Raw genomic sequence first — 23,552 nt, forward strand, 5'->3', positions numbered from 1 at the left:
CTAATCAGGCGACTCACACAGTGGGGCTAGAAATTGGTAAAGTTCGCGGGCAGACCACTGCTGCTCCGCATAGCGCTGAACGGGGACAAGCGGCATCAGCGCGTTACAAATAAGCACTTCATCAGCCTGCTCCAGCGCCGACAGCGGCACATTCACTTCGACAACACGATAGGCCGTCGGTGCCAGCAGTTTCATTATATATTGCCGCATGATGCCGTTCACTCCCGCCTGGTCAAGGCGCGGCGTATAGACATTCTGTCCGCAGCGCCAGAACAGATTGGCGGCACAGCATTCCGTAAGCCACCCGTCGCTGTCAAGGACAAGGGCTTCATCGGCCGCCGTCTGCTCAAGATGAGAACGAATCAGCACCTGTTCGAGGCGATTAAGGTGTTTAAGTCCTGCGAGATACGGGTTACGGCCGAGCGTTACCGGGCTGAGCGCAAGGGTGATCCCCTCCGCTTTCCAGCGTGCGTAATGGGCTGGCGCGGCTGAGGTCGAGAGTATTCGCGTCGGCGTCTGGCAGGCGCTGCCGCTGTAACCACGGCCACCTGCCCCGCGGCTGAGGATGATTTTGAGTACCCCATTTTGCAGACGCTGCGCCAGCAGCGTCATCTCATCGCTGAGCGTTGACCATGATTCGAAGGGAATAGCCAGCCGCTGACAGGCGGACTGCAGGCGGGCGATGTGCGCAGGCTGAAGCTGCACCCGGCCGTTGACCACTCTGGCGGTAGTAAAGCAACCGTCGCCAAACTGAGTGGCGCGATCGTTCACCGCGAGAGTGTTCTGCTCGAGGCCATTAATCAAGAACATAGCGGCTCCTTATTGATGGTCGGGTAGTGTCGCAGGATGAAACGCGTTGAACAAGCAGAGAAAGCTGAATAAAAAAAGGCCCGACATGCGGGCCTTCATCGAAGCGTTGTCTGATAGCTCGATGCCATCAGACAATCAGGCTCAGACCTTTTTGAAGATCAGTGAGCCGTTGGTGCCACCAAAGCCGAAGGAGTTACACAGCGTGTACTCCATACCGCTGACCTGACGCGCTTCGTGAGGCACGAAGTCCAGATCGCAACCTTCATCCGGGTTATCCAGGTTGATGGTTGGCGGAACAGCCTGATCGCGCAGTGCCAGGATAGAGTAGATAGATTCTACTGCGCCTGCAGCACCCAGCAGGTGGCCGGTCATAGACTTGGTGGAGCTGACCATTACGCGGCTAGCAGCGTCGCCGAAGACAGACTTAACGGCCTGCGCTTCTGCTTTATCGCCTGCTGGCGTAGAGGTCCCGTGAGCGTTCACGTAGCCAATCTGGCCCGCATCAATACCCGCGTCGCGAATAGCGTTAACCATCGCCAGCGCTGCACCTGCGCCGTTTTCCGGCGGTGAAGTCATGTGGTACGCATCGCTGCTCATACCGAAGCCAACGACTTCAGCATAGATTTTCGCGCCACGTTTTTTCGCGTGCTCGTACTCTTCCAGTACGACCATACCTGCGCCGTCACCCAGCACAAAGCCATCACGCTCTTTATCCCACGGACGGCTCGCCGCCTGCGGGTTCTCGTTACGCGTAGACAGCGCACGCGCCGCACCGAAACCACCAACGCCCAGAGGGGTACTGGCTTTTTCAGCGCCACCGGCAACCATCGCATCCGCATCGCCGTAAGCGATGATACGCGCGGCCTGACCGATGTTGTGCACACCGGAAGTACAGGCAGTCGCGATGGAAATGCTTGGCCCACGCAAACCGAACATGATGGTCAGGTGACCTGCCACCATGTTAACAATCGTCGACGGAACGAAGAACGGGCTGATCTTACGAGGACCACCATTCACCAGAGAGGTGTGGTTTTCTTCGATAAGACCGAGACCACCAATACCGGAGCCGATAGCGGCGCCAATACGGTGAGCGTTCTCTTCCGTAATTTCAAGGCCAGAATCCTGCATGGCCTGAACGCCAGCGACAATTCCATATTGAATGAAGGCATCCATCTTGCGCTGTTCTTTGCGCGAGATAATGTCATCACAGTTAAAATCCTTTACTAAGCCAGCAAATTTGGTTGCATAGGCGCTAGTATCGAAATGGTCGATCAGGCTGATGCCACTCTGACCGGCAAGGAGAGCTTTCCAGGTAGACTCTACGGTATTGCCGACAGGAGACAACATGCCCAGTCCGGTCACAACTACACGACGCTTAGACACGTTTGTCCTCCAGGGAGGGATAAAATAGATACTTGTGGGACAAAAAGATAAAACTCAGGCGGTCGAATGACCGCCTGGAGATGTTCACTTACGCCTGGTGACCGTTGATGTAATCAATGGCAGCCTGAACGGTGGTGATTTTCTCAGCTTCTTCGTCCGGAATCTCAGTATCAAACTCTTCTTCCAGAGCCATTACCAGCTCAACGGTGTCAAGAGAATCTGCGCCCAGGTCTTCAACGAAGGAAGCATTGTTGGTCACTTCTTCCTGCTTAACGCCCAGCTGTTCGCCGATGATTTTCTTAACGCGTTCTTCGATAGTGCTCATACTCTTAAATTTCCTATCAAAACTCGCTTTCGCGATGGTTTTCGTAGTGTATAAAATGTTGAAAAATTTGCAACTAAATCCCGGCAGGTCGTACCACGATTTTACGCTATTTTGAGGGTGTTTGCCCTCATAACGCAAATGATTTTGCACTAATCATGCTCAGACATACGTAGATTGCCCGTTGTCTGAGCACTTTGTGCAAAACGCAATCAGACCATGTACATCCCGCCGTTTACGTGCAACGTTTCACCAGTGATGTAACTTGCTTCGTCGGAGGCCAAAAATGCAACCGCACTAGCGATTTCATTTGGAGTGCCGAGGCGCCCCGCAGGAACTGCCGCCAGTGTACCCGCACGCTGCTCATCGGTCAGCGCACGCGTCATGTCCGTTTCAATAAAGCCCGGAGCAACAACGTTCACAGTAATACCGCGTGACGCAACTTCACGCGCCAGTGATTTACTGAAGCCGATCAGACCCGCTTTCGCCGCAGCGTAGTTAGCCTGACCTGCATTTCCCATGGTACCAACCACAGAACCGATAGTGATGATACGCCCATGACGCTTTTTCATCATAGCGCGCATTACCGCTTTTGACAGACGGAAAACAGATGACAGGTTGGTTTCGATGATATCGTTCCACTCGTCATCTTTCATGCGCATTAACAGGTTATCACGAGTAATCCCGGCATTATTGACCAGAATGTCGACTTCGCCAAATTCCGCGCGGATATTTCCGAGAACAGATTCAATAGATGCTGGATCGGTCACATTCAACAGCAGACCTTTACCGTTCGCACCCAAATAATCGCTAATCGCCTGCGCGCCGCTTTCGCTGGTCGCAGTACCGATAACTTTCGCGCCGCGAGCGACGAGAGTTTCAGCGATTGCGCGGCCAATACCGCGGCTTGCACCCGTTACCAGTGCAATTTTTCCTTCAAAGCTCATGCTTTCCTCTTTATTGCGCAAGTGCCGCTGACAGGGCAGCCGGCTCGTTAATGGCCGATGCAGTCAGGGTATCTACAATACGTTTGGTCAGACCGGTGAGGACTTTACCCGGACCAACTTCATACAGATGCTCTACGCCCTGGGATGCCATAAACTCAACGGTTTTGGTCCACTGAACCGGGCTGTACAGCTGGCGAACCAGTGCGTCGCGAATCGCGTCGGCATTGGTTTCGCACTTCACGTCAACGTTGTTCACAACCGGAACGGTCGGCGCGTTAAAGGTAATTTTCTGCAGTTCTACGGCCAGCTTCTCGGCTGCAGGCTTCATCAGCGCACAGTGGGATGGCACGCTGACCGGCAGCGGCAGTGCACGCTTAGCGCCCGCTGCTTTACAGGCGGCACCCGCACGTTCAACCGCTTCTTTGTGACCGGCGATAACCACCTGGCCTGGCGAATTGAAGTTAACCGGAGAAACCACCTGGCCTTCAGCAGACTCTTCGCACGCTTTGGCGATAGACGCATCGTCAAGACCGATGATGGCGGACATGCCGCCGGTGCCTTCCGGTACCGCTTCCTGCATAAATTTGCCGCGCAGTTCAACCAGACGCACCGCGTCAGCGAAAGCGATAACGCCCGCGCAAACCAGCGCAGAGTATTCACCCAGGCTGTGACCGGCCATCAGAGTTGGTGCTTTACCGCCCTGCTGCTGCCACAGACGATACAGGGCAACGGAAGCGGTCAGCAGCGCCGGCTGGGTCTGCCAGGTTTTGTTCAGCTCTTCAGCTGGCCCCTGTTGGGTCAGCGCCCATAAATCGTAGCCCAGCGCTGCGGAAGCTTCATGAAAAGTTTCTTCAATAACCGGATAGGTTGCTGCCAGTTCAGACAGCATGCCTACCGCCTGTGAACCCTGACCCGGGAACACGAAAGCGAATTGCGTCATGTTTATAATCCTTATACTTAGAAACGAACCAGCGCAGAACCCCAGGTGAACCCGCCACCGAAGGCCTCGAGCAGCACCAGTTGACCGCGTTTAATGCGACCGTCGCGTACCGCTTCGTCAAAGGCACACGGCACGGAAGCAGCGGAGGTGTTGCCGTGACGGTCGAGAGTGACTACGACGTTGTCCATCGACATGCCGAGCTTCTTCGCCGTCGCGCTGATAATACGTAAGTTCGCCTGGTGCGGCACCAGCCAGTCCAGTTCAGAACGGTCGAGGTTATTAGCCGCCAGCGTTTCATCAACGATGTGCGCCAATTCAGTTACCGCGACTTTAAAGACTTCGTTACCCGCCATCGTCAGATGGATGGAGTTTTCTGGGTTAACGCGATCGGCGTTCGGCAGCGTCAGCAGCTTACCGTAGCTCCCGTCTGCATGTAGATGGGTAGAGATAATGCCCGGCTCTTCAGATGCGCCAAGCACCACGGCGCCCGCGCCGTCACCGAAGATAATGATCGTGCCGCGATCGGTTGGATCACAGGTACGTGCCAGCGTATCAGCACCTACCACCAGCGCATATTTCACTGCACCGGTTTTGACGTACAGATCGGCCACGCTCAACGCGTAGGTGAAACCTGCGCACGCCGCAGCGACGTCGAATGCTGGTGCGCCTTTCACGCCCAGCATTTCCTGAATCTGACAGGCCGCGCTTGGGAAAGCGTGGGTAGCAGAAGTGGTTGCAACTACAATCAGCCCCAGTTCGCTGGCTTCAATGCCCGCCATTTCCAGCGCGCGTTTTGCCGCTTCGTAACCCAGCGTAGACACGTTTTCATCAGGGCCAGCAATACGGCGCTCACGGATACCTGTACGGGTGACAATCCACTCGTCAGACGTATCAACCATTTTTTCCAGATCGGCGTTAGTCCGCACTTGCTCAGGCAGATAGCTGCCGGTACCAATAATCTTCGTATACATGTACGCTCAGTCACTTTTCGCTAATATAGCCGCCCTATTCAACCATCGGGGCGCTGGCGCTATCGGTTGCCAGCTTCCAGAGTGTCGAACCCTGCGGGGTATACGGATTCCAGGCGAGCGGCAATTCGCTGAGGGACTTGTCGCTGCACCGCCTGCACTGCCTGTTCTATAGCGATCGCAAAGGCTCGCTGATTGGCTGCACCATGACTCTTAATCACCGTGCCGCGCAATCCTAACAGACAGGCGCCATTATACTGGTCGGGGTTGAGGTGACTGAATCGCCTTGTCAGGCTTTTTTGTAACCAACGCTTTAATAAAAGCAGCCACCACGACCGTTTTTTCCCTTCGCTCTGCGATTTCAGCAGCGAGAGGAAGACTCTGACAACCCCTTCCATCGTCTTTAAGGTGACGTTACCTGTGAAACCATCGCAAACCAGCACATCGGTTTTTCCCGTCAACAGTTCATTGGCTTCAAGATAGCCGATATAGTTGAGGGAAGAGATTGTTTTTAACACTAATGAGGCATCACGAATACTATCATGACCCTTAATCTCTTCTTCACCGATGTTCAGTAGCGCAACGCGCGGGTTTTCAATGCCCAACACGTCTTCGGCCATGACCGAACCCATGACGGCAAACTGCACCAGCATGTTACTGTCGCAATCCACGTTGGCACCGAGATCCAGCACCACCGTTTTGCCCTTTTGCTGATGCGGCAGAACCGTCACCAGCGCCGGGCGCTCAATACCCTGAATGGGCTTGATCAATAATTTTGCCAGCCCCATCAGCGCACCAGTGTTCCCGGCGCTGACACAGGCTTCGGCCCGCCCTTCCTTCACCATCTCAAGCGCCACGCGCATTGAGCTACCGCGGCTATGGCGGATAGCATGCGAGGGCCGTTCATCACTGGCAATAACCGACTGGGCAGGGATAATCTGCAAACGTGAACGTTGTTCAAAGTCAGCTTTGGCAAGTAATGGCGTAATGTCGTCGGGATTACCGACTAAAAGAAGTGAGAGTTGCGGATTAGAACTCAGTGCCTGCAATGCTGCAGGCACTGTCACGGAAGTGCCAAAATCGCCCCCCATGACATCTAACGCCAGGGTTAGACGTGTCAAGGTATCGTCGCCGCTTGGTTTGGTTTATCCCCGCTTACGCGGGGAAAGCCTCACTAAGCTTAACCACGCTTTCGCGTGATTACTTAGCGATTACCTTACGGCCACGGTAGAAACCGTCGGCAGTGATGTGGTGACGCAGGTGTTGTTCACCAGAAGTTTTGTCTACAGACAGGCTGGTGACTGCGGTCAGAGCGTCATGGGAACGACGCATGCCACGTTTGGAACGGGTTGGTTTATTCTGTTGTACGGCCATGGACCTTACTCCTCAATTACTTTTGCTTTAAGCTGGCTAATACGGCAAATGGGTTTGGCTTCTGTGCCTCTTCAGGCAATTCACCAAAGACCATGTCCGCCTCGGACACTTCACAGTGTTCAGAATCATGCACCGGAACCACCGGCAAGGCGAGGATGATTTCATCTTCAACCAACGCCAGCAGATCGATTTCGCCGAATTCGTTAACCTCAATCGGCTCATACGCTTCCGGGAGTGCCTCAACCTGATCATCATTTTTGACCGGGCTGAAACAATACTTTGTGTAGACATGATGAGTAAACGGTTTACCGCAACGCTGACATTCTAACGATACCGTCACCTTCGCATCACCGGTCAGAACCGCGAGGCGTTGGTTATCGATATCGAAGGACATTTCGCATTCTACATCACTGTCCACACTGACTACGGACGCGGCGACGCGCTCCGCCTGATCGGGGGTATAGATACCCTGGTAATCAAGGCGTTTTTGAGCCGTACGAACCGGATCGAGAGTCAGGGGTAATTTTACCTTTTGCATAGGGCGCGCATATTAACTTTGTAACGTCATAGAGTCAAAGAAAAAGGCAGCCTCAGGTTGCCTTTTGCCAATAATTCGCACACATTGCGGCCTATAGTTTAAAATGTCGGAATCTAATTCGCTACCGTCTATTTAAAAAATTATGCCTGAATTGATTCTTGCTTCAACCTCTCCCTATCGCAAACAGCTTCTCGAGAAACTCGGTCTGCCCTTTGAGTGCGCCGCGCCCGAGGTTGATGAACTGCCGTTACCGGGCGAAACCCCACGCAGCCTGGTGCTGCGACTGGCTCAGGCCAAGGCTCAGGCGCTGGCCGCGCGTTTCCCTAACCATCTGATTATTGGCTCAGATCAGGTCTGTTTACTGGATGGTGACATCACCGGCAAACCGCACACCGAAGAGAATGCTCGCCAGCAATTAAAAAAAGCCAGTGGAAATGTGGTGACATTTTATACCGGGTTGGCGCTGTATAATTCTGCTAATGGTCAGCTACAAACGGAATGTGAACCGTTCGACGTCCATTTCCGCCATTTAAATGAGCAAGAAATCAACGCTTATATCCGTAAAGAAAACCCGCTCAACTGCGCCGGCAGCTTTAAAAGCGAAGGGTTGGGGATCGCATTATTTGACCGCCTTGAAGGACGTGACCCGAACACGCTGATTGGTTTACCACTCATTGCGCTGTGCAAAATGCTGCGTCGGGAGAGCTTTAACCCGCTGGCGGATTAGTGCATTCCCCTAGCCCGGCCTAGCGCAGCGACGCCGGGATTTCCCACCCACGATCACAGTTTATTTTTTCACCGCCATTACAATCCATACTCCACATTGAAACAATGTTTTAATTTAAGGAGAGAGAATGCGTGGTACCCCTAAACTGTTATTTATGCTGGCAATGCTGATCGCATCGCAGGCCTATGCCGCTGATGATTGGCAGCATCAGGGCATTGTCGAAGGCAACCTTCCCGCCAGTTGGCAACAGATGAAAAGCCAGATGCAGTACCCGGATTCATGGCTTTCTGGGCACTATTCTGATTTTAAAACGTGGCAACAGCATGCCCGTCAGTTATTTCGTCAGTCGCTTCTCACTCCTGATGCTACCAAACCCTTCGACGCACAGAACGTCGCCCGCGAAGACCGAGGCAGCTACACCGCCGAAAAACTCTCACTTAACATCACCGACGATAACCGCATCGCTGCGCTGATGCTGACGCCAAAGTCCCCCGGCCCACATCCGGCAATCGTCCTGCTCCACGATCACGGTTCGAAATTCGATATCGGTAAAGAGAAACTCATCCGCCCGTGGGGAAACGCCGAACAGCTTGCCAGTGCTCAAGCCTGGGCCGATAAGTTCTTCAGCGGGCGTTTTATCGGCGATGAGCTGGCAAAGCGTGGCTATGTGGTTATCGCCATCGATAGCCCCGGCTGGGGCGATCGCGGACCCATGGTTTACGAGCAACAGCAGGCACTAGCCAGTAACTACTTTAATCTGGGACGCTCTCTGGCAGGTGAAGTGGCGTATGAAGATATGCGCACCGTAGACTTTCTCACCTCGCTTAAAGAGGTCGATAGCCAGCGTATCGGCGTGCTCGGCTTCTCAATGGGCGGCTATCGCGCCTGGCAGCTAGCGGCGCTGTCCGATAAGGTCGCCGCCACGGCGGTTATCTCCTGGTTCGGTACCTATAACGGCCTGATGACCCCTGGCAACAACGTGCTTCGCGGCCAGTCGGCCTTTTACATGCTGCATCCGGGCATGGCGGCCAAAATGGATATTCCGGATATTGCCAGCCTTGCTGCACCGAAACCGATGCTGATTTTTAGCGGCGGACAAGACAAGCTTTTCCCCGCCAGTGCAGTCAACGATGCCTTCGCTAAAGTGCACCGCGTCTGGTCTTCGCAAAAAGCCGACAACATGCTGGTAACCAAAACCTGGCCAGCGTTAGGTCACGTCTTTTACCAGCAACAGCAGGAGGAAGTGTTCCCGTGGCTGGATAAATGGCTTAAACCTTAACCCCTCGCCCTCAATCCGACACAATAACGGGCTTGGGGGCATAGCTTTTTCTGGTCGGACTCAGTACTCTCTCGCCACTCTTTTTCCTGACCCAAGGAGTGCTCCGTGAGCGCCCCATCTTCACAACCTTCTGCCTCGCTTTGGCTTCCAATCACTCTCGCCAGCGTGATCCTGATGATCACGATGGGTATCCGTCAGACTGTGGGGCTATTTGTGCACCCTATCGTGATGGAAACGTCGATGAGCATCGCCGAAATCAGCATGGCGCTGGCGATTGGCCAATTGATGTGGGGGGCGTTCCAGCCGCTGTTTGGCGCTTGGGCGGATAAACGCGGCGCGTTCAGCGTACTGGTGCTTGGCGCGCTGATGATTGCGCTGGGTCAGCTTGGCACACTGTGGGCTGCGTCGTTTCTGCCCTTAACCCTGGCGCAAGGTCTGCTCAGCCCAGCAGGCGCCGCTGCGGGCAGCTTCTCGGTACTGATTGGGGTAGTTGCTAGCCGACTGCCTACCGATAAGGGTTCCATGGCAAGCGGCCTAATCAACGCCGGTGGTTCGGTTGGACAGTTTATCTTTGCCCCACTGGTGCAGTTGATTATCGGCCTGCGCGGCATGGCCTCCGGGCTGGTGTTTCTGGCGATTGCCGCCCTTGCAACCATCTTTCCGTCCTGGATGCTGTGCCGTGGTGATAAACGCCAGTTGGCACATGCGCCTGCGTCATCGTCGGCCGACCCTGGGCTTAAGCAGCAGATCGCCCTCGCCTTTCGTAACCCAAGCTATCTGTTGCTGCACGCAGGTTTTCTCACCTGCGGTTTTCACGTCGCATTTCTGACCACCCATCTGCCATCTGAAGCCGCGCTCTGCGGACACGATGCCACCGTTCCGGCTGTCAGCCTGTCGCTGATTGGCTTATGCAACATTGCGGGCAGCATCATGGCGGGCTTTCTCGGCAAGCGTTATCCGATGAAGTACATTCTAGCGGTGTTGTATGCCTCCCGTGCGGTGATGATTGCGCTATTCCTGGTTTCCTCGAAATCAGAAGCGGCCTTTTATCTCTTCGCCTGCGCAATCGGCTTTACCTGGCTTGCTACCGTGCCGCCGACGGCGGGCATCATCGGCAAGCTCTTCGGTACCCGCTATCTGGCAACGCTGTTTGGCTTCACGCTGTTTACCCACCAGATTGGCGCCTTTTTCGGTGCCTGGCTGGGCGGCGTGGCGATGCAGTACGAAGGGAATCTTACGTGGGTGTGGTTCGCGGATATTGCGCTGGCGCTGCTGGCCGCGCTGGTGAATCTGCCGATTAAAGAAAAAAGCGTCGCCGTTCGCGTCTGCGATATGGCATAAAAAAGCGGGCTATCAGAGCCCGCTTTTTACTTTATAACAGCCTGTTACTGCTGCTTGCTTTGATTACGCAGCACCTGCAGGCAGCGCTTGAGCTGGTCATCCAGCGGCGCTTCAATACGCAGCACCTCACCGGTACCCGGGTGAGTAAACTTCAGTGCGGCAGCATGCAGGAACAGACGGTTCAGACCAGTGCCTGCGAGCTGTTTATCAAACTCGCGGTCACCATAGCGGTCATCAAAGGCAATCGGGTGACCGGCATGCAGCGTGTGTACGCGGATCTGGTGCGTACGTCCGGTCACCGGGCTGCAGCGCACCAGCGTGGCGTGGGTGTAACGCTCTTCCACCTTAAAGCGGGTTTCAGACGGCTTCCCTTCCTGGCTCACACGCACGATACGTTCGCCGCTTTGCAGAATATTTTTCAGCAGCGGTGCCTGCACCACTTTAACGTGGGACTGCCACTGCCCGCGCACCAGCGCCAGGTAATCTTTTTGCATCCCCTTCTCGCGCAGCTGTTCGTGCAGCGAACGCAGCGCTGAACGCTTCTTCGCCACCAGCAGGACGCCGGAGGTATCGCGGTCCAGGCGGTGCACCAGCTCAAGGAAGCGGGCTTCCGGGCGCAGAGCACGCAGCCCTTCAATCACGCCAAAGCTCAGGCCGCTGCCACCGTGCACGGCGGTACCAGAAGGCTTGTTCAGCACGAGGATATGATCGTCTTCATAGAGGATCACGTCGCTTAGCGCCGCCACTTTTTGCAGATGCGGCGACACCGCCTCTTCTTCACGTTCGGCGACGCGTACCGGTGGGACACGCACTTCATCACCGGCTTCCAGCTTATATTCTGGTTTGATGCGTTTTTTGTTTACCCGCACTTCACCCTTACGCAGGATGCGGTAAATCATGCTCTTCGGCACGCCCTTCAGCTGGGTGCGCAAAAAGTTGTCAATTCGTTGCCCGGCTTCATCAGCGCTAATGGCAATCATTTTTACGGTCGGAGTCTCAGTTTTCATGGTGCGCGATTCTAAATATCCCGGCTCAATAGCGCCACTCATTTTTCTATGCTTATATTTATCATTACCCATTTCTGACGTTGCTTCACCCCATGAGTTGTTTGTTATTAGAACAATCTCATCGGACAGGTGAAAAAACTGTGAGTAACCGGGTGATAAAAGGTGAAAGTCATCTTGCTATAACCAGGTTAGCAAGGAATAATGAATCTGTTTTCCGTGTTGAACCTGGAATAACAAGGATATTTACGGAATGACCAGTTTTGTCCGTCCGATCATCCACGCAGCAATGGCGTAAGACGTATTGATCGTTCAGACAGTTAGCGGGCTGCGAGTTGCAGTCCTTACCGGTACATATACTGTATGAATTTTAGATGGCAGACAGAAAACGCAACGGGAAACATCCGTGCAGACCTCTACCTTCTGAAAGATAACGAGTATAAATGGAATCTTCTCTGGAGAGTTATCCCAGGCTGTTCCCCAAATAATTGCGCTGTGTTTCCGCTTGAAACACAGGCTACCGACACTCTGCGCCTCTTAAGCGAGCGACAACCGTGAGGTTGGCGACGTGAATAGTCACGAGGCCATCGGTTTACCCCGGAAAGGCAACACTCTGCTCGCAGCTTAGTCGTCAATGTAAGAATAATGAGTAAGTTACGATGAAAAGAATGTTAATCAACGCAACTCAGCAGGAAGAGTTGCGTGTCGCCCTCGTTGATGGGCAGCGTCTGTACGATCTGGATATTGAAAGCCCAGGACACGAACAGAAAAAAGCGAACATCTACAAAGGCAAAATTACCCGTATTGAACCAAGTCTCGAGGCCGCATTTGTTGATTACGGCGCCGAACGTCATGGTTTCCTCCCCCTCAAAGAAATCGCTCGCGAATACTTCCCTGCTAATTACAACGCTCATGGCCGTCCGAACATCAAAGACGTCCTGCGCGAAGGTCAGGAAGTTATCGTTCAGATTGATAAAGAAGAGCGCGGCAACAAAGGCGCTGCACTGACCACCTTTATCAGCCTTGCGGGCAGCTACCTGGTGCTGATGCCGAATAACCCACGTGCTGGCGGTATCTCCCGTCGCATCGAAGGTGACGATCGCACCGAACTGAAAGAAGCGCTGGCTAGCCTTGAGCTGCCGGACGGCATGGGCTTAATCGTACGTACCGCTGGCGTGGGTAAATCCGCCGAAGCGCTGCAGTGGGATTTAAGCTTCCGTCTGAAGCACTGGGAAGCTATCCAGAAAGCCGCTGACAGCCGCCCTGCGCCGTTCCTGATTCACCAGGAAAGCAACGTGATTGTTCGCGCTTTCCGCGACTATCTGCGCCAGGACATCGGCGAAATCCTGATCGACAACCCGAAAGTGATGGAGATGGCGCGTCAGCACATTTCTGCACTGGGCCGCCCGGATTTCAGCAGCAAAATCAAACTGTACACCGGTGAAATCCCGCTGTTCAGCCACTACCAGATCGAATCGCAGATTGAATCCGCTTTCCAGCGTGAAGTGCGTCTGCCGTCAGGCGGCTCTATCGTTATCGATAGCACCGAAGCCCTGACCGCTATCGATATCAACTCCGCGCGTGCCACCCGCGGCGGCGACATCGAAGAAACCGCCTTCAACACCAACCTGGAAGCGGCCGATGAAATCGCCCGTCAGCTCCGTCTGCGTGACCTCGGCGGCCTGATCGTTATCGACTTTATCGACATGACCCCGGTACGCCACCAGCGCGCGGTAGAAAACCGTCTGCGTGAAGCGGTGCGTCAGGACCGTGCGCGTATCCAGATCAGCCACATTTCTCGTTTCGGCCTGCTGGAGATGTCCCGTCAGCGTCTGAGCCCTTCTCTGGGTGAGTCCAGCCACCACGTCTGCCCACGCTGTTCCGGCACCGGTACCGTGCGTGACAACGAATCGCTGTCGCTCTCCATTCTGCGTCTGATTGAAGAAGAAGCGCTGAAAGAGAACACCAAAGAAGTTCATGCGATTGTCCCAGTGCCAATTGCCTCTTACCTGCTGAACGAAAAGCGCGCCGCTATCAGCGCCATCGAATCCCGTCAGGGCGATGTTCGCTGCATCATCGTGCCAAACGATCAGATGGAAACCCCGCACTACTCCGTACTGCGCGTGCGTAAAGGTGAAGAGACCACCACCCTGAGCTACCTGCTGCCGAAGCTGCATGAAGAAGCCATGGCGCTGCCGGTAGAAGAAGAGTTCGTTGAGCGTAAGCTGCCTGAACAGCCTGCGCTGGCAACCTTCGTGATGCCTGAAGTGCCAGAGCCGACTGCTGTCAAAACTGCTGCTGTTGCCGCTGCGCCACAGGCTAAAGCGACCGCTGCTGCCGCACCTGCCGCACCAGGCCTGATCTCCCGTTTCTTCGGCGCGCTGAAAAACCTGTTTGCCGGTACCCCGGAAACGCCGGTTGAAGCTCAGCCTCAGAAGCAAGAAGCCAAACCTGAACGTCAGCAGGAACGCCGCAAGCCGCGACAGAACAACCGTCGCGACCGTAATGACCGCGGTGACCGTAACGACCGTCGTGGCGATCGCAACGAACGTAACGACCGTGGTGAAAACGCCGAAGGCCGTGAACCGCGCGAAAACCGTGAAGGCCGCGAGGACAACCGTCGTAACCGTCGTGAGAAGCCACAGCAGACCGGTGAAGCACGTGAAAACCGTCAGGTCGCTGCCGTAGACGACAGCGAGAAAGCGAAATCCCGTGACGAGCAGCAGCAGTCCCGCCGCGAACGTAACCGCCGCCGCAACGACGAAAAACGTCAGCAGCCGCAGGAAGCTAAGCCGCAGAGCCGCGAAGAGCAGCCGGTCATTGCCGAGGAAGCCGCAGCGGAAGAGCGCGTTCAGAACATGCCGCGTCGCAAGCCGCGTCAGCTGTCGCAGAAAGTACGTATCGAAACCGCTGAGCAGACTGCAGCACGTGAACTGATTGCTGATGAACCGCAGCAGGAAGAAGCTCCGCGTACCGCTCTGGCGAAAGTTGACCTGCCAGCCGTCGTTGATGTTCCGGCACAAGCCGAGCAGGACGATAGCGCAGAAGGTCGTGATAACAACGGCATGCCACGTCGCTCCCGTCGTTCTCCACGTCACCTGCGCGTCAGCGGCCAGCGTCGCCGTCGCTACCGTGATGAGCGTTACCCGACCCAATCACCAATGCCACTGACCGTCGCCTGTGCGTCGCCAGAACTGGCATCCGGTAAAGTGTGGATCCGTTACCCGGTTGCACAGGTTCAGGATCAGGCCATCGCTGATGCACCGGTTGAGCAGAAAGAGATTGCACAGCCAATCGTGGCAGAAACCGTTGAGCAAACCGTAGCGCCTATCGCTGCTGCTGAGCCAGTTGCACCAGCAACTGTTGAAGCGCCGGTACAGGCTGCGGAAGTGATTGAGCCAGAAGCCGTGGTTGAACCTGTTGCGGTCGTTGCTGAAGCAGCAGCGCCTGCGCAGGAAGAAGCCCCTGCTCCGCTCGTTGTAGACGCGGTAGCTGAAGAGCCAGTCGTTGTTGAAGAAGCGCCGGTACAGCCGGTTGCCGAAACCGCAGCGCCGGTTGAAGAAGCCAACGTGGAAGCCGAACCAGCCGCCGCAGAGCCTGTAGTTGAAGCTCCAGCAGCGGTAACGCCTGAAGTGGAAGCGCCAGTTGTCGCGGCGGCTCCGGTCGTTGAAGCGCCAGTGGCTGCCCCGGCACCGGTTGTTGAAGCGCCTGTTGTCGCAGAGCCAGTACCAGCTGCCGCTCATCACGCCACCGCACCAATGACTCGCGCACCTGCACCAACCTACGTGCCTGAAGCGCCGCGTCACAGCGACTGGGTTCGCCCTGCCTTTGACTTCGACGGTAAAGGTTCCGCCGGTGGTCACAGCGCAACGCATACCGCGACCTCGGGTCCAACCCGCCCGCAGCCGGTTGAATAACCGCCGCGAGTAACATGAAAAATCGGCCCTGGTGGCCGATTTTTTTTACTCTTTTTTTGGCTGCTGCATGCCGGCAATTTGCGGCATCACTTCCCGCATCAGGTCGAGAAACTTACGCAGCCGCGTCGGGTAGTACCGCGCCCACGGATACACCAGATGCACCGGCAGCGGTGCGGCTTGCCACTGCGGCAATAGCTCAATCAGCTCCCCGCTCGCCAATTCCGCCTCCACCGTCCAGCTTGAGACAATCGCCACGCCTACATGTGCCAACGCGGCGTTCTTCGCTACGTACAGGCTGTCAGTGCTGAGCCGTGCCGCCACCGCGACATTCCTCGTCTGGTCATTCTCTGTATGGCGTAGCGCGACTTCATGCTGATAGAAGGTGCTGATAGCAATCCACGGCAGCGCGGAGAGCGAGTCAGGGCTTTCCACCGCCGGATAGCGCGCAAGGAGTTCGGGCGAGGCCACGATACAGCGCGGCACTTCCGCCAGCAGCACCGATACCGTTGCCGGATCAACATCCGCCCCCACGCGGATCGCACAGTCGATATTATCGCTGATAAAGTCCACCGCTTTATCATGCAGCATCCACTCCACCGACAGCTGCGGATAGCGTGCCAGAAAGCCCACCAGCGGCATCAGCAGCTGTTGCTGACCGAAGGCATGCGGCGCACGCACCCGCAGTGTGCCCACCGGCTGGTCGTCAGAAAACTGTAGCGCATCTTCCAGCGCCAGCCAGGACTCCACCACCTGACGCGCATGCTGATAGCAGCGCTCACCGTCGTCGGTTAGCTTCATCGCATGCGTAGAGCGCTGCAGCAGCCTCGCGCCCAGCATCTCCTCCAGCGATTGCAGGCGACGGCTGACGGTGGCCTGAGTGGTCTGTAGCTGCCGGGCAGCAGCGGAGAGCGAACCGGACTCCACAATGCGAATAAAGGTCCGCATCAGCTCCACGCGATCTATACGCTCATTTCTTTTCATTTTCGATTTGCCTATACGCCAAACGTATAACTGTTTTACCACTTTGCCGGCTACCGCTCTACCCCAAAGACACGGAAAATGCGCCTCATACACCGTTGAGGACAACAACATCATGAACAATCACACCGCATCAACACAGGCAAACGGCCTGCTTATTTTTATCCTCGCGCTGGGCGCTGGGTTCAGCGTCGCCGCCATTTATTACGCCCAGCCGCTGCTGCCGCTGATGGGCTCAACCTTAAACCTGAGCGTGGAAGGTATGGGGCTGATTCCTACCCTGACCCAGGCCGGCTACGCGTTGGGGATTCTGTTTCTGCTGCCGCTCGGTGACCGCTACGACCGCCGGATGCTCATTCTGCTGAAAAGCCTATCGCTGGCGGTACTGTTGCTGGTTTACAGCCTGACCCAGCAGTTTCACTCGCTGCTGGCAGTGAGTTTGCTTATCGGCATGGCGGCCACTATGGCGCAGGATATTGTCCCGGCAGCGGCGATCCTCGCTCCGGCTGGCAAGCAGGGGAAAATGGTGGGTACGGTGATGACCGGTCTGCTGTTGGGGATCCTGCTGTCGCGTACCGTAAGCGGCGTGGTGGGCGAGCTGTTTGGCTGGCGCGTGATGTACCAGGCTGCCGCCGTCAGCATTGCGCTGATTGGTGCCCTGCTGTGGCGTGTACTGCCGAACTTTACCGCCCACTCAGAGCTGCACTATCCGGCGCTGATGGCTTCAATGGCGCACCTGTGGCGTCGCTACCCAACGCTGCGTCGCGCCGCCATGGCACAGGGTTTTCTCTCTATCGCCTTTAGCGCCTTCTGGTCTACCCTTGCCGTGATGCTGGCCGAGCACTACCACATGGGCAGCGCCGTTGCAGGTGGGTTCGGTATCGCCGGTGCCGCCGGGGCATTAGCCGCACCGCTGGCAGGTGGTCTGGCGGATAAAGTCGGTGCCGAGAAGGTGACTCAACTGGGCGCTTTGCTGGTCAGCGTCTCATTCGCCCTGATGCTGCTGCTCCCGGTTCTGCCGCCGATGGCGCAGCTGGCGCTGATTGCCGTCTCCGCCGTGGGCTTCGATCTGGGCCTGCAGTCAAGCCTGGTGGCGCATCAGAACCTGGTCTATAGCCTTGAGCCGCAGGCTCGTGGCCGCCTGAACGCGCTGCTGTTCACCGGGGTGTTTATCGGGATGTCCGTGGGTTCAGTGCTGGGTACGCAGGTTTATGCGATGGCCGGTTGGGAAGGCGTGGTCGTACTGGCGACGGTAGCCGGTCTGGTAGCGCTCGCCATTCGCATCAGCGAAACCTGGCGTCTGCGTAACGCCGCGCTGAACGCGCAGTAAGCGATGAAAAAAAGCCCGCGACGGGGTAGTGACGCGGGCGATAAAAACATATCCAGTTTCCAGATATGTCAAAACCTACATGTTTTATTTATTCAGTTGGAACAGCGACATTCCCTGCATATCCGTAAACGCTTTGTACGCTGCCTGTAGTGCGGTTTGCTGCATGGTGTAATTCGAAATCGTTTCGTTCCAGTCTACGTCAACCAGGTTGCTCATCTGCTGGGTTTGCGCCAGCGCACGGTCATCGCCCAGCGAATCGAGCTTATCGAGTTCGTTAAGCTGGGTACCCAGTTCGGCGCGGACGGTCAACACGTTGTTCAGCGAGTTGCTGAGGCTACGGTTGGTGCGGTCAATCACTACCTGAGCCGCGTCTTTCTTGGTGTCGTCATCGCCCACCGGATCTTTGAGCGCGGCAATCGCTGAATCCAGCGACTTTAAGATATTAGTGTCCGCATCAGGCTTAGCATTGCTGGTCGCGCTGTCAAACACGAGGTTACCGGTATGACCAATCACCATCGTGCGCGAAGAGTCAACCTGCTGCTCAACGTTGAGCGTCCCACCCACATAGTTGCCCTGATCGTCAAACGGCGCTACATCCGTTTTATAACCGGCGAAAATATAGCGCCCGTTACCGTCGGTGCTGTTAGCCAGGTTGAGTATCTGATCGCGGATGCCCTGCAGGTCGGTAGCCAGAGAGGCGCGGTCATCATCGCTCAGCGTGCCGTTTCCAGCGTAAACGATCTTCTCCTGTGCCGACTGGATAGCCGTCGTTACCTGAGCCAGCGTTTTCTCTTCAATCGATACACGCTGAGTGGCAAAGGTTCTCGCGCTCGCATACTGACTGTTCTGCGCCTGAGCCTGCGACAGCACGACGGCCTGAGAAGCGGCCACCGGGTCGTCCGACGCGCGGTTAACCCGCTTGCCGGTCGACATCTGTTCACCGTACTTCATCCATGCAGACTGAGAATCGGTAATGCCTCTCATGTTCTGCTGGTACATCATTAAGGTACTAACGCGCATGATGGTCCCTCTTCTTAGCGAATATTAATTAATGCGTCGAAGATGGTGCTTGCAGTTTGCAGCACCTGCGCATTGGCCAGGTAATACTGTTGATAGAGCTGCAGGTTGCCATACTCTTCATCGAGGTTGACCCCGGAGATTGACTGCTGCTGCTGAGTTAATTCGGTGACCACGCTCGCCTGCGTAGTGTTGCTGCTCTTCAGCGTGGCGGTTTTCGTCCCGATGGTACTCACCAGCGACGCATAGGCGTCGTTGAAGGTCTTCGAGCCGCCCACCACTTTACTGTTTTGCAGATCCAGCAGCTTTTGGCCGTTACGGTTATCACTCTCACCGCCGTCTTTCGCGCCAGCGACCGCAAGCTCTGATTCGCTGCTAACCCCCACGCTCATATTAACGATCGCATCGCTCACGGGTTTGACAATAAAGCTGTCCCCTTCCGTCAGCGGCTTCGTTCCTGCCGCTACGTTGACGGTCAGACCGTCAAATTGCAGGCTCGTGGCAGTACTCGTGCTATCCAGCGTCACGGAGGTGTTGTCCGACATGCGCGTCACCTGCCAGTCACCGTTGACGTAGGCGACTTTGTAGTCGGTTGCCTGCACTTTAGACGGCGTGTCGATACTGACACTCAGGGTCGATGAGCCTTTGTTATTCGTATTGCTTACCGCTCTTGGGTCACCCAGTTTGAAAAATTCGTCGCTGCCCTGGTTGCCCTTAGCATCAAACCCCTGGCTGTGAATGTCGTTAAACGCTTTCGCGAATGACATCGCCATCTGGTTGAGGCTATTACGCGTCTGGTCCAGATCCTGAGAGCGGAAGGTCAGCATGCCGCCCAGTGACCCGGTGGTCAGCAGCTTTTCCGGGATCTCAACGTTGCCCGCCACGTTATCGACATATGCCACAGTGGTACGCGTTGGATCGGCACTGCTCGGTACTGCCGCCAGCTGGTTCGACTTCGTCCCCGCCACCAGCGTATAGCCGTTAGCCATGGTGATGTTATAGGTGCTGCCGTCCTGGACATTGACCTCAACGCCCACCAGCTTGTTCAGATCGCTCACCAGTTGATCGCGCTGATCCAGCAGATCGTTTGGCGATGCCCCCGCCCCCACGCCGGTCAGACGTGAAATCTTGTCGTTCAGGCTGGCAATCTGCGAGGTGTAGTTGTTGATCTGCTCAACGGTCGAGGTGATGCTCAGGTTGACCTGCTTGTCCTGATCGCGCAGATACTGATCGGCAACCTTGAACTGGTTAACGACGCCATCGGCTTTGCCAAGTACGGTCTGACGTGCCGCCGGGTCTTCGGCGTTGCTGACCAACGTTTGCAGGCTGCTGAAGAAGTCCTGCAGGGTGGTCGAGATATTATTGGTCGTGCTCGCGAACATATTGTCGAGCTTAGAGACCTGCTCGTAACGCGTTGCCAGACCGCTGCTCTGGTTTTGCGCAGAACGGAGCTGATTGGTGATGAACGCGTTGTACTCACGCTGAATGCTGGAGACATTAACGCCATTGCCCACCCAACCGCCCGCGCCCAGCGTGCTGTTGGCAGAAGCCAGCACCGTCGTCTGACGGGTGTATCCCGCTACGTTATAGCTGGAGATGTTGTTACTGGTGGTATTCAGCGCCGACTGTGCGGCGCTCAGCCCGCTCATCGCGCTGTTAATTAAACTGGACATGAACGCTCCTTCTTAAGACCATGGTATTACTTATCGGATGGCGGACGGCAAACTTGAGGCTCATCAGAACAGATTTTCGATGTCGTTACGGTAGGTGTTGCTAACCTTGTCGCTCATCGCTTTTAGCTGCTGAATCATGCTGGTTAATTTGCGCGCATACTGCGGGTCGGTTGCATAGCCAGCGTTCTGTAACGCCTGTGCGCCCTGCTCTGCCGTTGAGGCGGAGGTCACCGCCGCATAGCGCGGGTTGCGGGTCAGCAGGCTCACGTAGTCCGACAGCGCTTCCAGATACGAGCTGTAGACGCGGAATTTGGCCTTCACCTTCTTCGCTTCGCCGTTTTCAAATTCAGTGGTGGTGATTTCCGTCACCTTGCCCTTCCAGTCACCGGACGCCTTCACGCCAAACAGGTTAAAGCTCGGCTCGCCGTTTTCCCGGCGAATCTGCCGCTGCCCCCAGCCGGACTCCAGCGCGGCCTGCGCCAGAATCAGGTGGTGAGGAATGCCGCTTTGCTCGCTCGCCAGCCGCGCCGGAAGCGACAGCTGGGCGAGGAAGTCTTTGCTGTCGCCGGAGAGCGGCGTATCGCTGCTGTCCGGCGCCTTCGGCAGCGCTTTTCGTACCATCTGCGTCAGCGCGGCGTTCTGGTAGCTGGTGACCGTCTGCATATCGAACTTCATCGGTACCTGGCCGACGTTGTCGGCCGGTTCCTGCTGCTGCGTCGACAGCTGTTTGACCATCTCTTCCGCCAGGCCCAGACCTTTTCCTGCGGTCATCTGCTGGGCGATTTGTTGGTCATACATACTGGTGTAAAGCCGCGTCTGGTCGCTGCTGAAAAGACCATCTTTCGGCAGCGTTTCACGCATGCTTTTCAGCATCATCTGCACGAACATCCCTTCCACCTGACGCGCCACCGGCCGCAGGTTGGCCTGCGGGTCCTGCCCGGCCTTGGTTTTCAGTTCATTCAACGACTGCGCGTCCCACGCGGCGCTCGCCAGTAATTTGCTGTCGGTCAGCATTAGACAATCTCCACCTTGGCACGCAGGCAGCCTGCGCTTTGCATCGCCTGGATAATCGACATCAGATCGATTGGCGTTGCTCCCAGCGCGTTCAGCGCACGCACCACGTTGTTCAGGTTGGCGCTGGCGCGAATGCTCTGCAGCGACCCGCCGCTCTGGCGAAGGTCAATTTGCGTTTGCGGCGTGACCACGGTACGGCCGCCAGCAAACGGCGTATCCGGCTGGTTCACCTGCGCGGAGCGGTTAACGGTAACGGACAGGTTACCTTGCGCCACCGCACAGCTATCCAACGTCACTTCGCGGTTCATCACCACCGAGCCGGTACGGGAGTTGATAATAATCTTCGCATCCTGCGGCGTGGTACCCACTTCCAGGTTCTGGATATCTGCCAACAGACGCACCTGACCGCTGCCGCCCACCGGCGCACGCACCTGTACGGTACGCGCATCCAGCGCGGTGGCGTTACCGAGGCTGCTGCGACGGTTGATAGTGTCGGCAATCTGCTGCGCCATGGTGAAGTCATCGTCGTTCAGCTGCAGATTGATGGTGTTACCTGCGCCAAACTGCGTTGGCAGTTCGCGTTCGATGGTCGCCCCACCGGTAATACGCCCGCCGTTCAGCTGGTTCACCTGCACGCTGCTGCCACCAGCGGCCGCACCTGCACCGCCCACCAGAATGTTGCCCTGCGCCAGCGCATACACCTGACTGTCCACGCCTTTCAGCGGGGTCATCAGCAGCGTACCGCCGCGCAGGCTTTTGGCGTTACCCATTGAAGAGACCACCACGTCGATGTTCTGCCCCTGACGGCCAAATGCCGGAAGCTGCGCAGTGACCATCACCGCCGCCACGTTTTTCAGCTGCATATTGGTGCCCGCTGGCACGGTGATCCCTAACTGAGAGAGCATGTTGTTAAGGCTCTGGGTGGTAAACGGCGTTTGCGTCGTCTGGTCACCCGTGCCATCAAGGCCTACCACCAGACCATAGCCAATCAGCGAGTTTTCCCTCACCCCCTGCACGCTGGTGAGATCGCGGATGCGTTCGGCATGCGCGAGGCTGGTCATCAGCACCAGCGTCAGGGTTAGCAGAGTTTTAAACATGGTTCACCTCGTTACATCGGCGATAAGTTAAGGAAGAAACGCTGCAGCCAGCCCATATTCTGCGCTTCGTTGATATAGCCGTTGCCGACATATTCGATGCGTGCATCCGCCACCTGGGTGGACGGTACGGTGTTGCTGCCGCTGATAGTGCGCGGGTTAACCACCCCGGAGAAGCGGATAAATTCAGTGCCCTGATTGATGGCAATCTGTTTTTCGCCCACCACGTGCAGGTTACCGTTGACCAGTACCTGATCGACGGTCACCGTCAGCGTGCCGCTAAAGGTGTTGCTGGCGTTAGCACCGCCCTTGCCGTTAAAGGTGTTGCCACCGGAGGCGTCGACATCGGCGCGCGCATTGCCAAACAAGCCCTGCAGGTAGCGCGGTACGGTGTCGAAGCCGAAATTGGTTTTGCCATCGCGGCTGGCGTTCGCCGACGAGCTTTTACTCGCACTGACGTTTTCTTGCAGCACGATAGTCAGCGTATCGCCGATATTGCGTGGACGACGGTCTTCAAACAGCGGTTGGTAGCCGTAGTTAATCGGCTGCGCGGTCTGGAAAATAGAGCCATTCGCCACCGGAACCGGGCCAGGAATCGGCTGGGCGGTCGTCGCCCCTTCCACCAGCGGCTTGGACGGCACGAGGGCGCACCCTGCCACGCTGAGTGCGACAACGGTTAAAAGCGGATAACGAAACGCTGCGGATTTTTGCATTGCTTTCTTCTTCTGAATCTCAATGTTATCCCGGGAGATCCCGGAGCCGCTTCGCTCGTCCGGGCTACCGGTTGCCGGATGGCGGCTGTCGCCTTATCCGGCCTACGAATTGTAGGCCTGATAAGATGCGTGAGCGTCGCCATCAGGCTTTTGTAGCCCAGACGAGCGAAGCGACTCCGGGGA

The 23,552-nt window shown here is 56.3% G+C and carries 21 protein-coding genes; 5 read left to right on the forward strand and 16 right to left on the reverse strand.

All coding sequences use genetic code 11. The features are described from left to right. The 9 genes from pabC to yceD all read right to left on the reverse strand — a co-directional run bounded on the left by pabC (position 1) and on the right by yceD (position 7,282). Positions 1-810, reverse strand: coding sequence for an aminodeoxychorismate lyase (gene pabC, locus ACLGE8_RS14280; RefSeq protein ID WP_410999395.1), 810 nt, complete (start codon positions 808-810; stop codon positions 1-3). A gap of 141 nt (positions 811-951) precedes the next feature. Then, positions 952-2,193, reverse strand: a complete 1,242-nt coding sequence (fabF, locus tag ACLGE8_RS14285; protein WP_410999397.1) for a beta-ketoacyl-ACP synthase II — start codon at positions 2,191-2,193, stop codon at positions 952-954. An 88-nt stretch (positions 2,194-2,281) separates the two neighbouring features. After that, positions 2,282-2,518, reverse strand: a complete 237-nt coding sequence (gene acpP / locus ACLGE8_RS14290; RefSeq protein ID WP_000103754.1) for an acyl carrier protein — start codon at positions 2,516-2,518, stop codon at positions 2,282-2,284. Between the two features lie 209 nt (positions 2,519-2,727). Further along, entirely contained in the window at positions 2,728-3,462 is a 735-nt protein-coding gene (gene fabG, locus ACLGE8_RS14295) for a 3-oxoacyl-ACP reductase FabG (protein ID WP_035894171.1), read from the reverse strand. A 10-nt stretch (positions 3,463-3,472) separates the two neighbouring features. Continuing rightward, a complete protein-coding gene (gene fabD, locus ACLGE8_RS14300) occupies positions 3,473-4,402 on the reverse strand; it encodes an ACP S-malonyltransferase (protein WP_410999399.1) in 930 nt (309 codons plus the stop codon). Positions 4,403-4,419: 17 nt separating this feature from the next. Beyond that, positions 4,420-5,373: a beta-ketoacyl-ACP synthase III gene (locus ACLGE8_RS14305; protein ID WP_185666411.1), complete on the reverse strand. Its 954-nt coding sequence runs from the start codon at positions 5,371-5,373 to the stop codon at positions 4,420-4,422. A gap of 59 nt (positions 5,374-5,432) precedes the next feature. Beyond that, a complete protein-coding gene (gene plsX / locus ACLGE8_RS14310) occupies positions 5,433-6,491 on the reverse strand; it encodes a phosphate acyltransferase PlsX (protein ID WP_410999402.1) in 1,059 nt (352 codons plus the stop codon). 79 nt (positions 6,492-6,570) lie between these two features. After that, positions 6,571-6,744, reverse strand: coding sequence for a 50S ribosomal protein L32 (gene rpmF / locus ACLGE8_RS14315; RefSeq protein ID WP_003036242.1), 174 nt, complete (start codon positions 6,742-6,744; stop codon positions 6,571-6,573). A 16-nt stretch (positions 6,745-6,760) separates the two neighbouring features. Next, entirely contained in the window at positions 6,761-7,282 is a 522-nt protein-coding gene (gene yceD, locus ACLGE8_RS14320) for a 23S rRNA accumulation protein YceD (protein ID WP_185666413.1), read from the reverse strand. Positions 7,283-7,424: 142 nt separating this feature from the next. Between yceD and ACLGE8_RS14325 the strand changes: the two genes are divergently transcribed. From ACLGE8_RS14325 to ACLGE8_RS14335, 3 genes are all read left to right on the forward strand, one after another. After that, positions 7,425-8,009: a Maf family protein gene (locus ACLGE8_RS14325; RefSeq protein ID WP_410999405.1), complete on the forward strand. Its 585-nt coding sequence runs from the start codon at positions 7,425-7,427 to the stop codon at positions 8,007-8,009. A gap of 154 nt (positions 8,010-8,163) precedes the next feature. After that, positions 8,164-9,288, forward strand: coding sequence for a dienelactone hydrolase family protein (locus ACLGE8_RS14330; RefSeq protein ID WP_410999562.1), 1,125 nt, complete (start codon positions 8,164-8,166; stop codon positions 9,286-9,288). A 105-nt stretch (positions 9,289-9,393) separates the two neighbouring features. Next, a complete protein-coding gene (locus tag ACLGE8_RS14335; protein WP_410999407.1) occupies positions 9,394-10,629 on the forward strand; it encodes an MFS transporter in 1,236 nt (411 codons plus the stop codon). Positions 10,630-10,673: 44 nt separating this feature from the next. Here ACLGE8_RS14335 and rluC read toward each other — a convergent pair whose 3' ends face one another. After that, complete coding sequence (gene rluC, locus ACLGE8_RS14340; protein WP_410999409.1) at positions 10,674-11,636, reverse strand: 23S rRNA pseudouridine(955/2504/2580) synthase RluC; 963 nt, start codon at positions 11,634-11,636, stop codon at positions 10,674-10,676. Positions 11,637-12,292: 656 nt separating this feature from the next. Between rluC and rne the strand changes: the two genes are divergently transcribed. Then, on the forward strand, positions 12,293-15,550 hold the full coding sequence (gene rne / locus ACLGE8_RS14345) for a ribonuclease E (RefSeq protein WP_410999411.1): 3,258 nt from the start codon (positions 12,293-12,295) through the stop codon (positions 15,548-15,550). A 45-nt stretch (positions 15,551-15,595) separates the two neighbouring features. On the opposite strand, the gene ACLGE8_RS14350 is transcribed toward rne, so the two are convergent. Further along, entirely contained in the window at positions 15,596-16,531 is a 936-nt protein-coding gene (locus ACLGE8_RS14350; protein ID WP_410999413.1) for a LysR family transcriptional regulator, read from the reverse strand. 112 nt (positions 16,532-16,643) lie between these two features. Here ACLGE8_RS14350 and ACLGE8_RS14355 point away from each other — a divergent pair, with 112 nt between their 5' ends. Next, complete coding sequence (locus tag ACLGE8_RS14355) at positions 16,644-17,858, forward strand: MFS transporter (protein ID WP_410999415.1); 1,215 nt, start codon at positions 16,644-16,646, stop codon at positions 17,856-17,858. Between the two features lie 84 nt (positions 17,859-17,942). Here the strand turns inward: ACLGE8_RS14355 and flgL are convergent, their stop codons facing one another. The 5 genes from flgL to flgH all read right to left on the reverse strand — a co-directional run bounded on the left by flgL (position 17,943) and on the right by flgH (position 23,369). Then, complete coding sequence (gene flgL / locus ACLGE8_RS14360) at positions 17,943-18,878, reverse strand: flagellar hook-associated protein FlgL (RefSeq protein WP_410999417.1); 936 nt, start codon at positions 18,876-18,878, stop codon at positions 17,943-17,945. A gap of 14 nt (positions 18,879-18,892) precedes the next feature. After that, positions 18,893-20,548: a flagellar hook-associated protein FlgK gene (gene flgK / locus ACLGE8_RS14365; RefSeq protein ID WP_410999419.1), complete on the reverse strand. Its 1,656-nt coding sequence runs from the start codon at positions 20,546-20,548 to the stop codon at positions 18,893-18,895. A gap of 63 nt (positions 20,549-20,611) precedes the next feature. After that, a complete protein-coding gene (gene flgJ / locus ACLGE8_RS14370) occupies positions 20,612-21,562 on the reverse strand; it encodes a flagellar assembly peptidoglycan hydrolase FlgJ (protein WP_185666421.1) in 951 nt (316 codons plus the stop codon). Continuing rightward, a complete protein-coding gene (locus ACLGE8_RS14375; RefSeq protein WP_185666422.1) occupies positions 21,562-22,659 on the reverse strand; it encodes a flagellar basal body P-ring protein FlgI in 1,098 nt (365 codons plus the stop codon). Before ACLGE8_RS14375 ends, flgJ begins: the two co-directional genes overlap by 1 nt. A gap of 11 nt (positions 22,660-22,670) precedes the next feature. Then, positions 22,671-23,369 carry a flagellar basal body L-ring protein FlgH gene (flgH, locus tag ACLGE8_RS14380; RefSeq protein WP_333495680.1) on the reverse strand — a complete coding sequence of 233 codons (699 nt, stop codon included), beginning with the start codon at positions 23,367-23,369 and terminating at the stop codon, positions 22,671-22,673. Between the last annotated feature and the right edge of the window lie 183 nt (positions 23,370-23,552).

Origin of the sequence: Kluyvera sp. 142486, assembly GCF_046569695.1 — a bacterium.
GTDB lineage: Bacteria > Pseudomonadota > Gammaproteobacteria > Enterobacterales > Enterobacteriaceae > Kluyvera.

Coding starts and splice junctions, on each gene's coding strand:
- pabC (WP_410999395.1), bottom strand. CDS start 810: ATGTTCTTGATTAATGGCCTCGAGCAGAACACTCTCGCGGTGAACGAT.
- acpP (WP_000103754.1), bottom strand. CDS start 2,518: ATGAGCACTATCGAAGAACGCGTTAAGAAAATCATCGGCGAACAGCTG.
- fabG (WP_035894171.1), bottom strand. CDS start 3,462: ATGAGCTTTGAAGGAAAAATTGCACTGGTAACGGGTGCAAGCCGCGGT.
- fabD (WP_410999399.1), bottom strand. CDS start 4,402: ATGACGCAATTCGCTTTCGTGTTCCCGGGTCAGGGTTCACAGGCGGTA.
- ACLGE8_RS14305 (WP_185666411.1), bottom strand. CDS start 5,373: ATGTATACGAAGATTATTGGTACCGGCAGCTATCTGCCTGAGCAAGTG.
- rpmF (WP_003036242.1), bottom strand. CDS start 6,744: ATGGCCGTACAACAGAATAAACCAACCCGTTCCAAACGTGGCATGCGT.
- yceD (WP_185666413.1), bottom strand. CDS start 7,282: ATGCAAAAGGTAAAATTACCCCTGACTCTCGATCCGGTTCGTACGGCT.
- ACLGE8_RS14325 (WP_410999405.1), top strand. CDS start 7,425: ATGCCTGAATTGATTCTTGCTTCAACCTCTCCCTATCGCAAACAGCTT.
- ACLGE8_RS14330 (WP_410999562.1), top strand. CDS start 8,164: ATGCTGGCAATGCTGATCGCATCGCAGGCCTATGCCGCTGATGATTGG.
- rluC (WP_410999409.1), bottom strand. CDS start 11,636: ATGAAAACTGAGACTCCGACCGTAAAAATGATTGCCATTAGCGCTGAT.
- rne (WP_410999411.1), top strand. CDS start 12,293: ATGAAAAGAATGTTAATCAACGCAACTCAGCAGGAAGAGTTGCGTGTC.
- ACLGE8_RS14350 (WP_410999413.1), bottom strand. CDS start 16,531: ATGAAAAGAAATGAGCGTATAGATCGCGTGGAGCTGATGCGGACCTTT.
- ACLGE8_RS14355 (WP_410999415.1), top strand. CDS start 16,644: ATGAACAATCACACCGCATCAACACAGGCAAACGGCCTGCTTATTTTT.
- flgL (WP_410999417.1), bottom strand. CDS start 18,878: ATGCGCGTTAGTACCTTAATGATGTACCAGCAGAACATGAGAGGCATT.
- flgK (WP_410999419.1), bottom strand. CDS start 20,548: ATGTCCAGTTTAATTAACAGCGCGATGAGCGGGCTGAGCGCCGCACAG.
- flgJ (WP_185666421.1), bottom strand. CDS start 21,562: ATGCTGACCGACAGCAAATTACTGGCGAGCGCCGCGTGGGACGCGCAG.
- ACLGE8_RS14375 (WP_185666422.1), bottom strand. CDS start 22,659: ATGTTTAAAACTCTGCTAACCCTGACGCTGGTGCTGATGACCAGCCTC.
- flgH (WP_333495680.1), bottom strand. CDS start 23,369: ATGCAAAAATCCGCAGCGTTTCGTTATCCGCTTTTAACCGTTGTCGCA.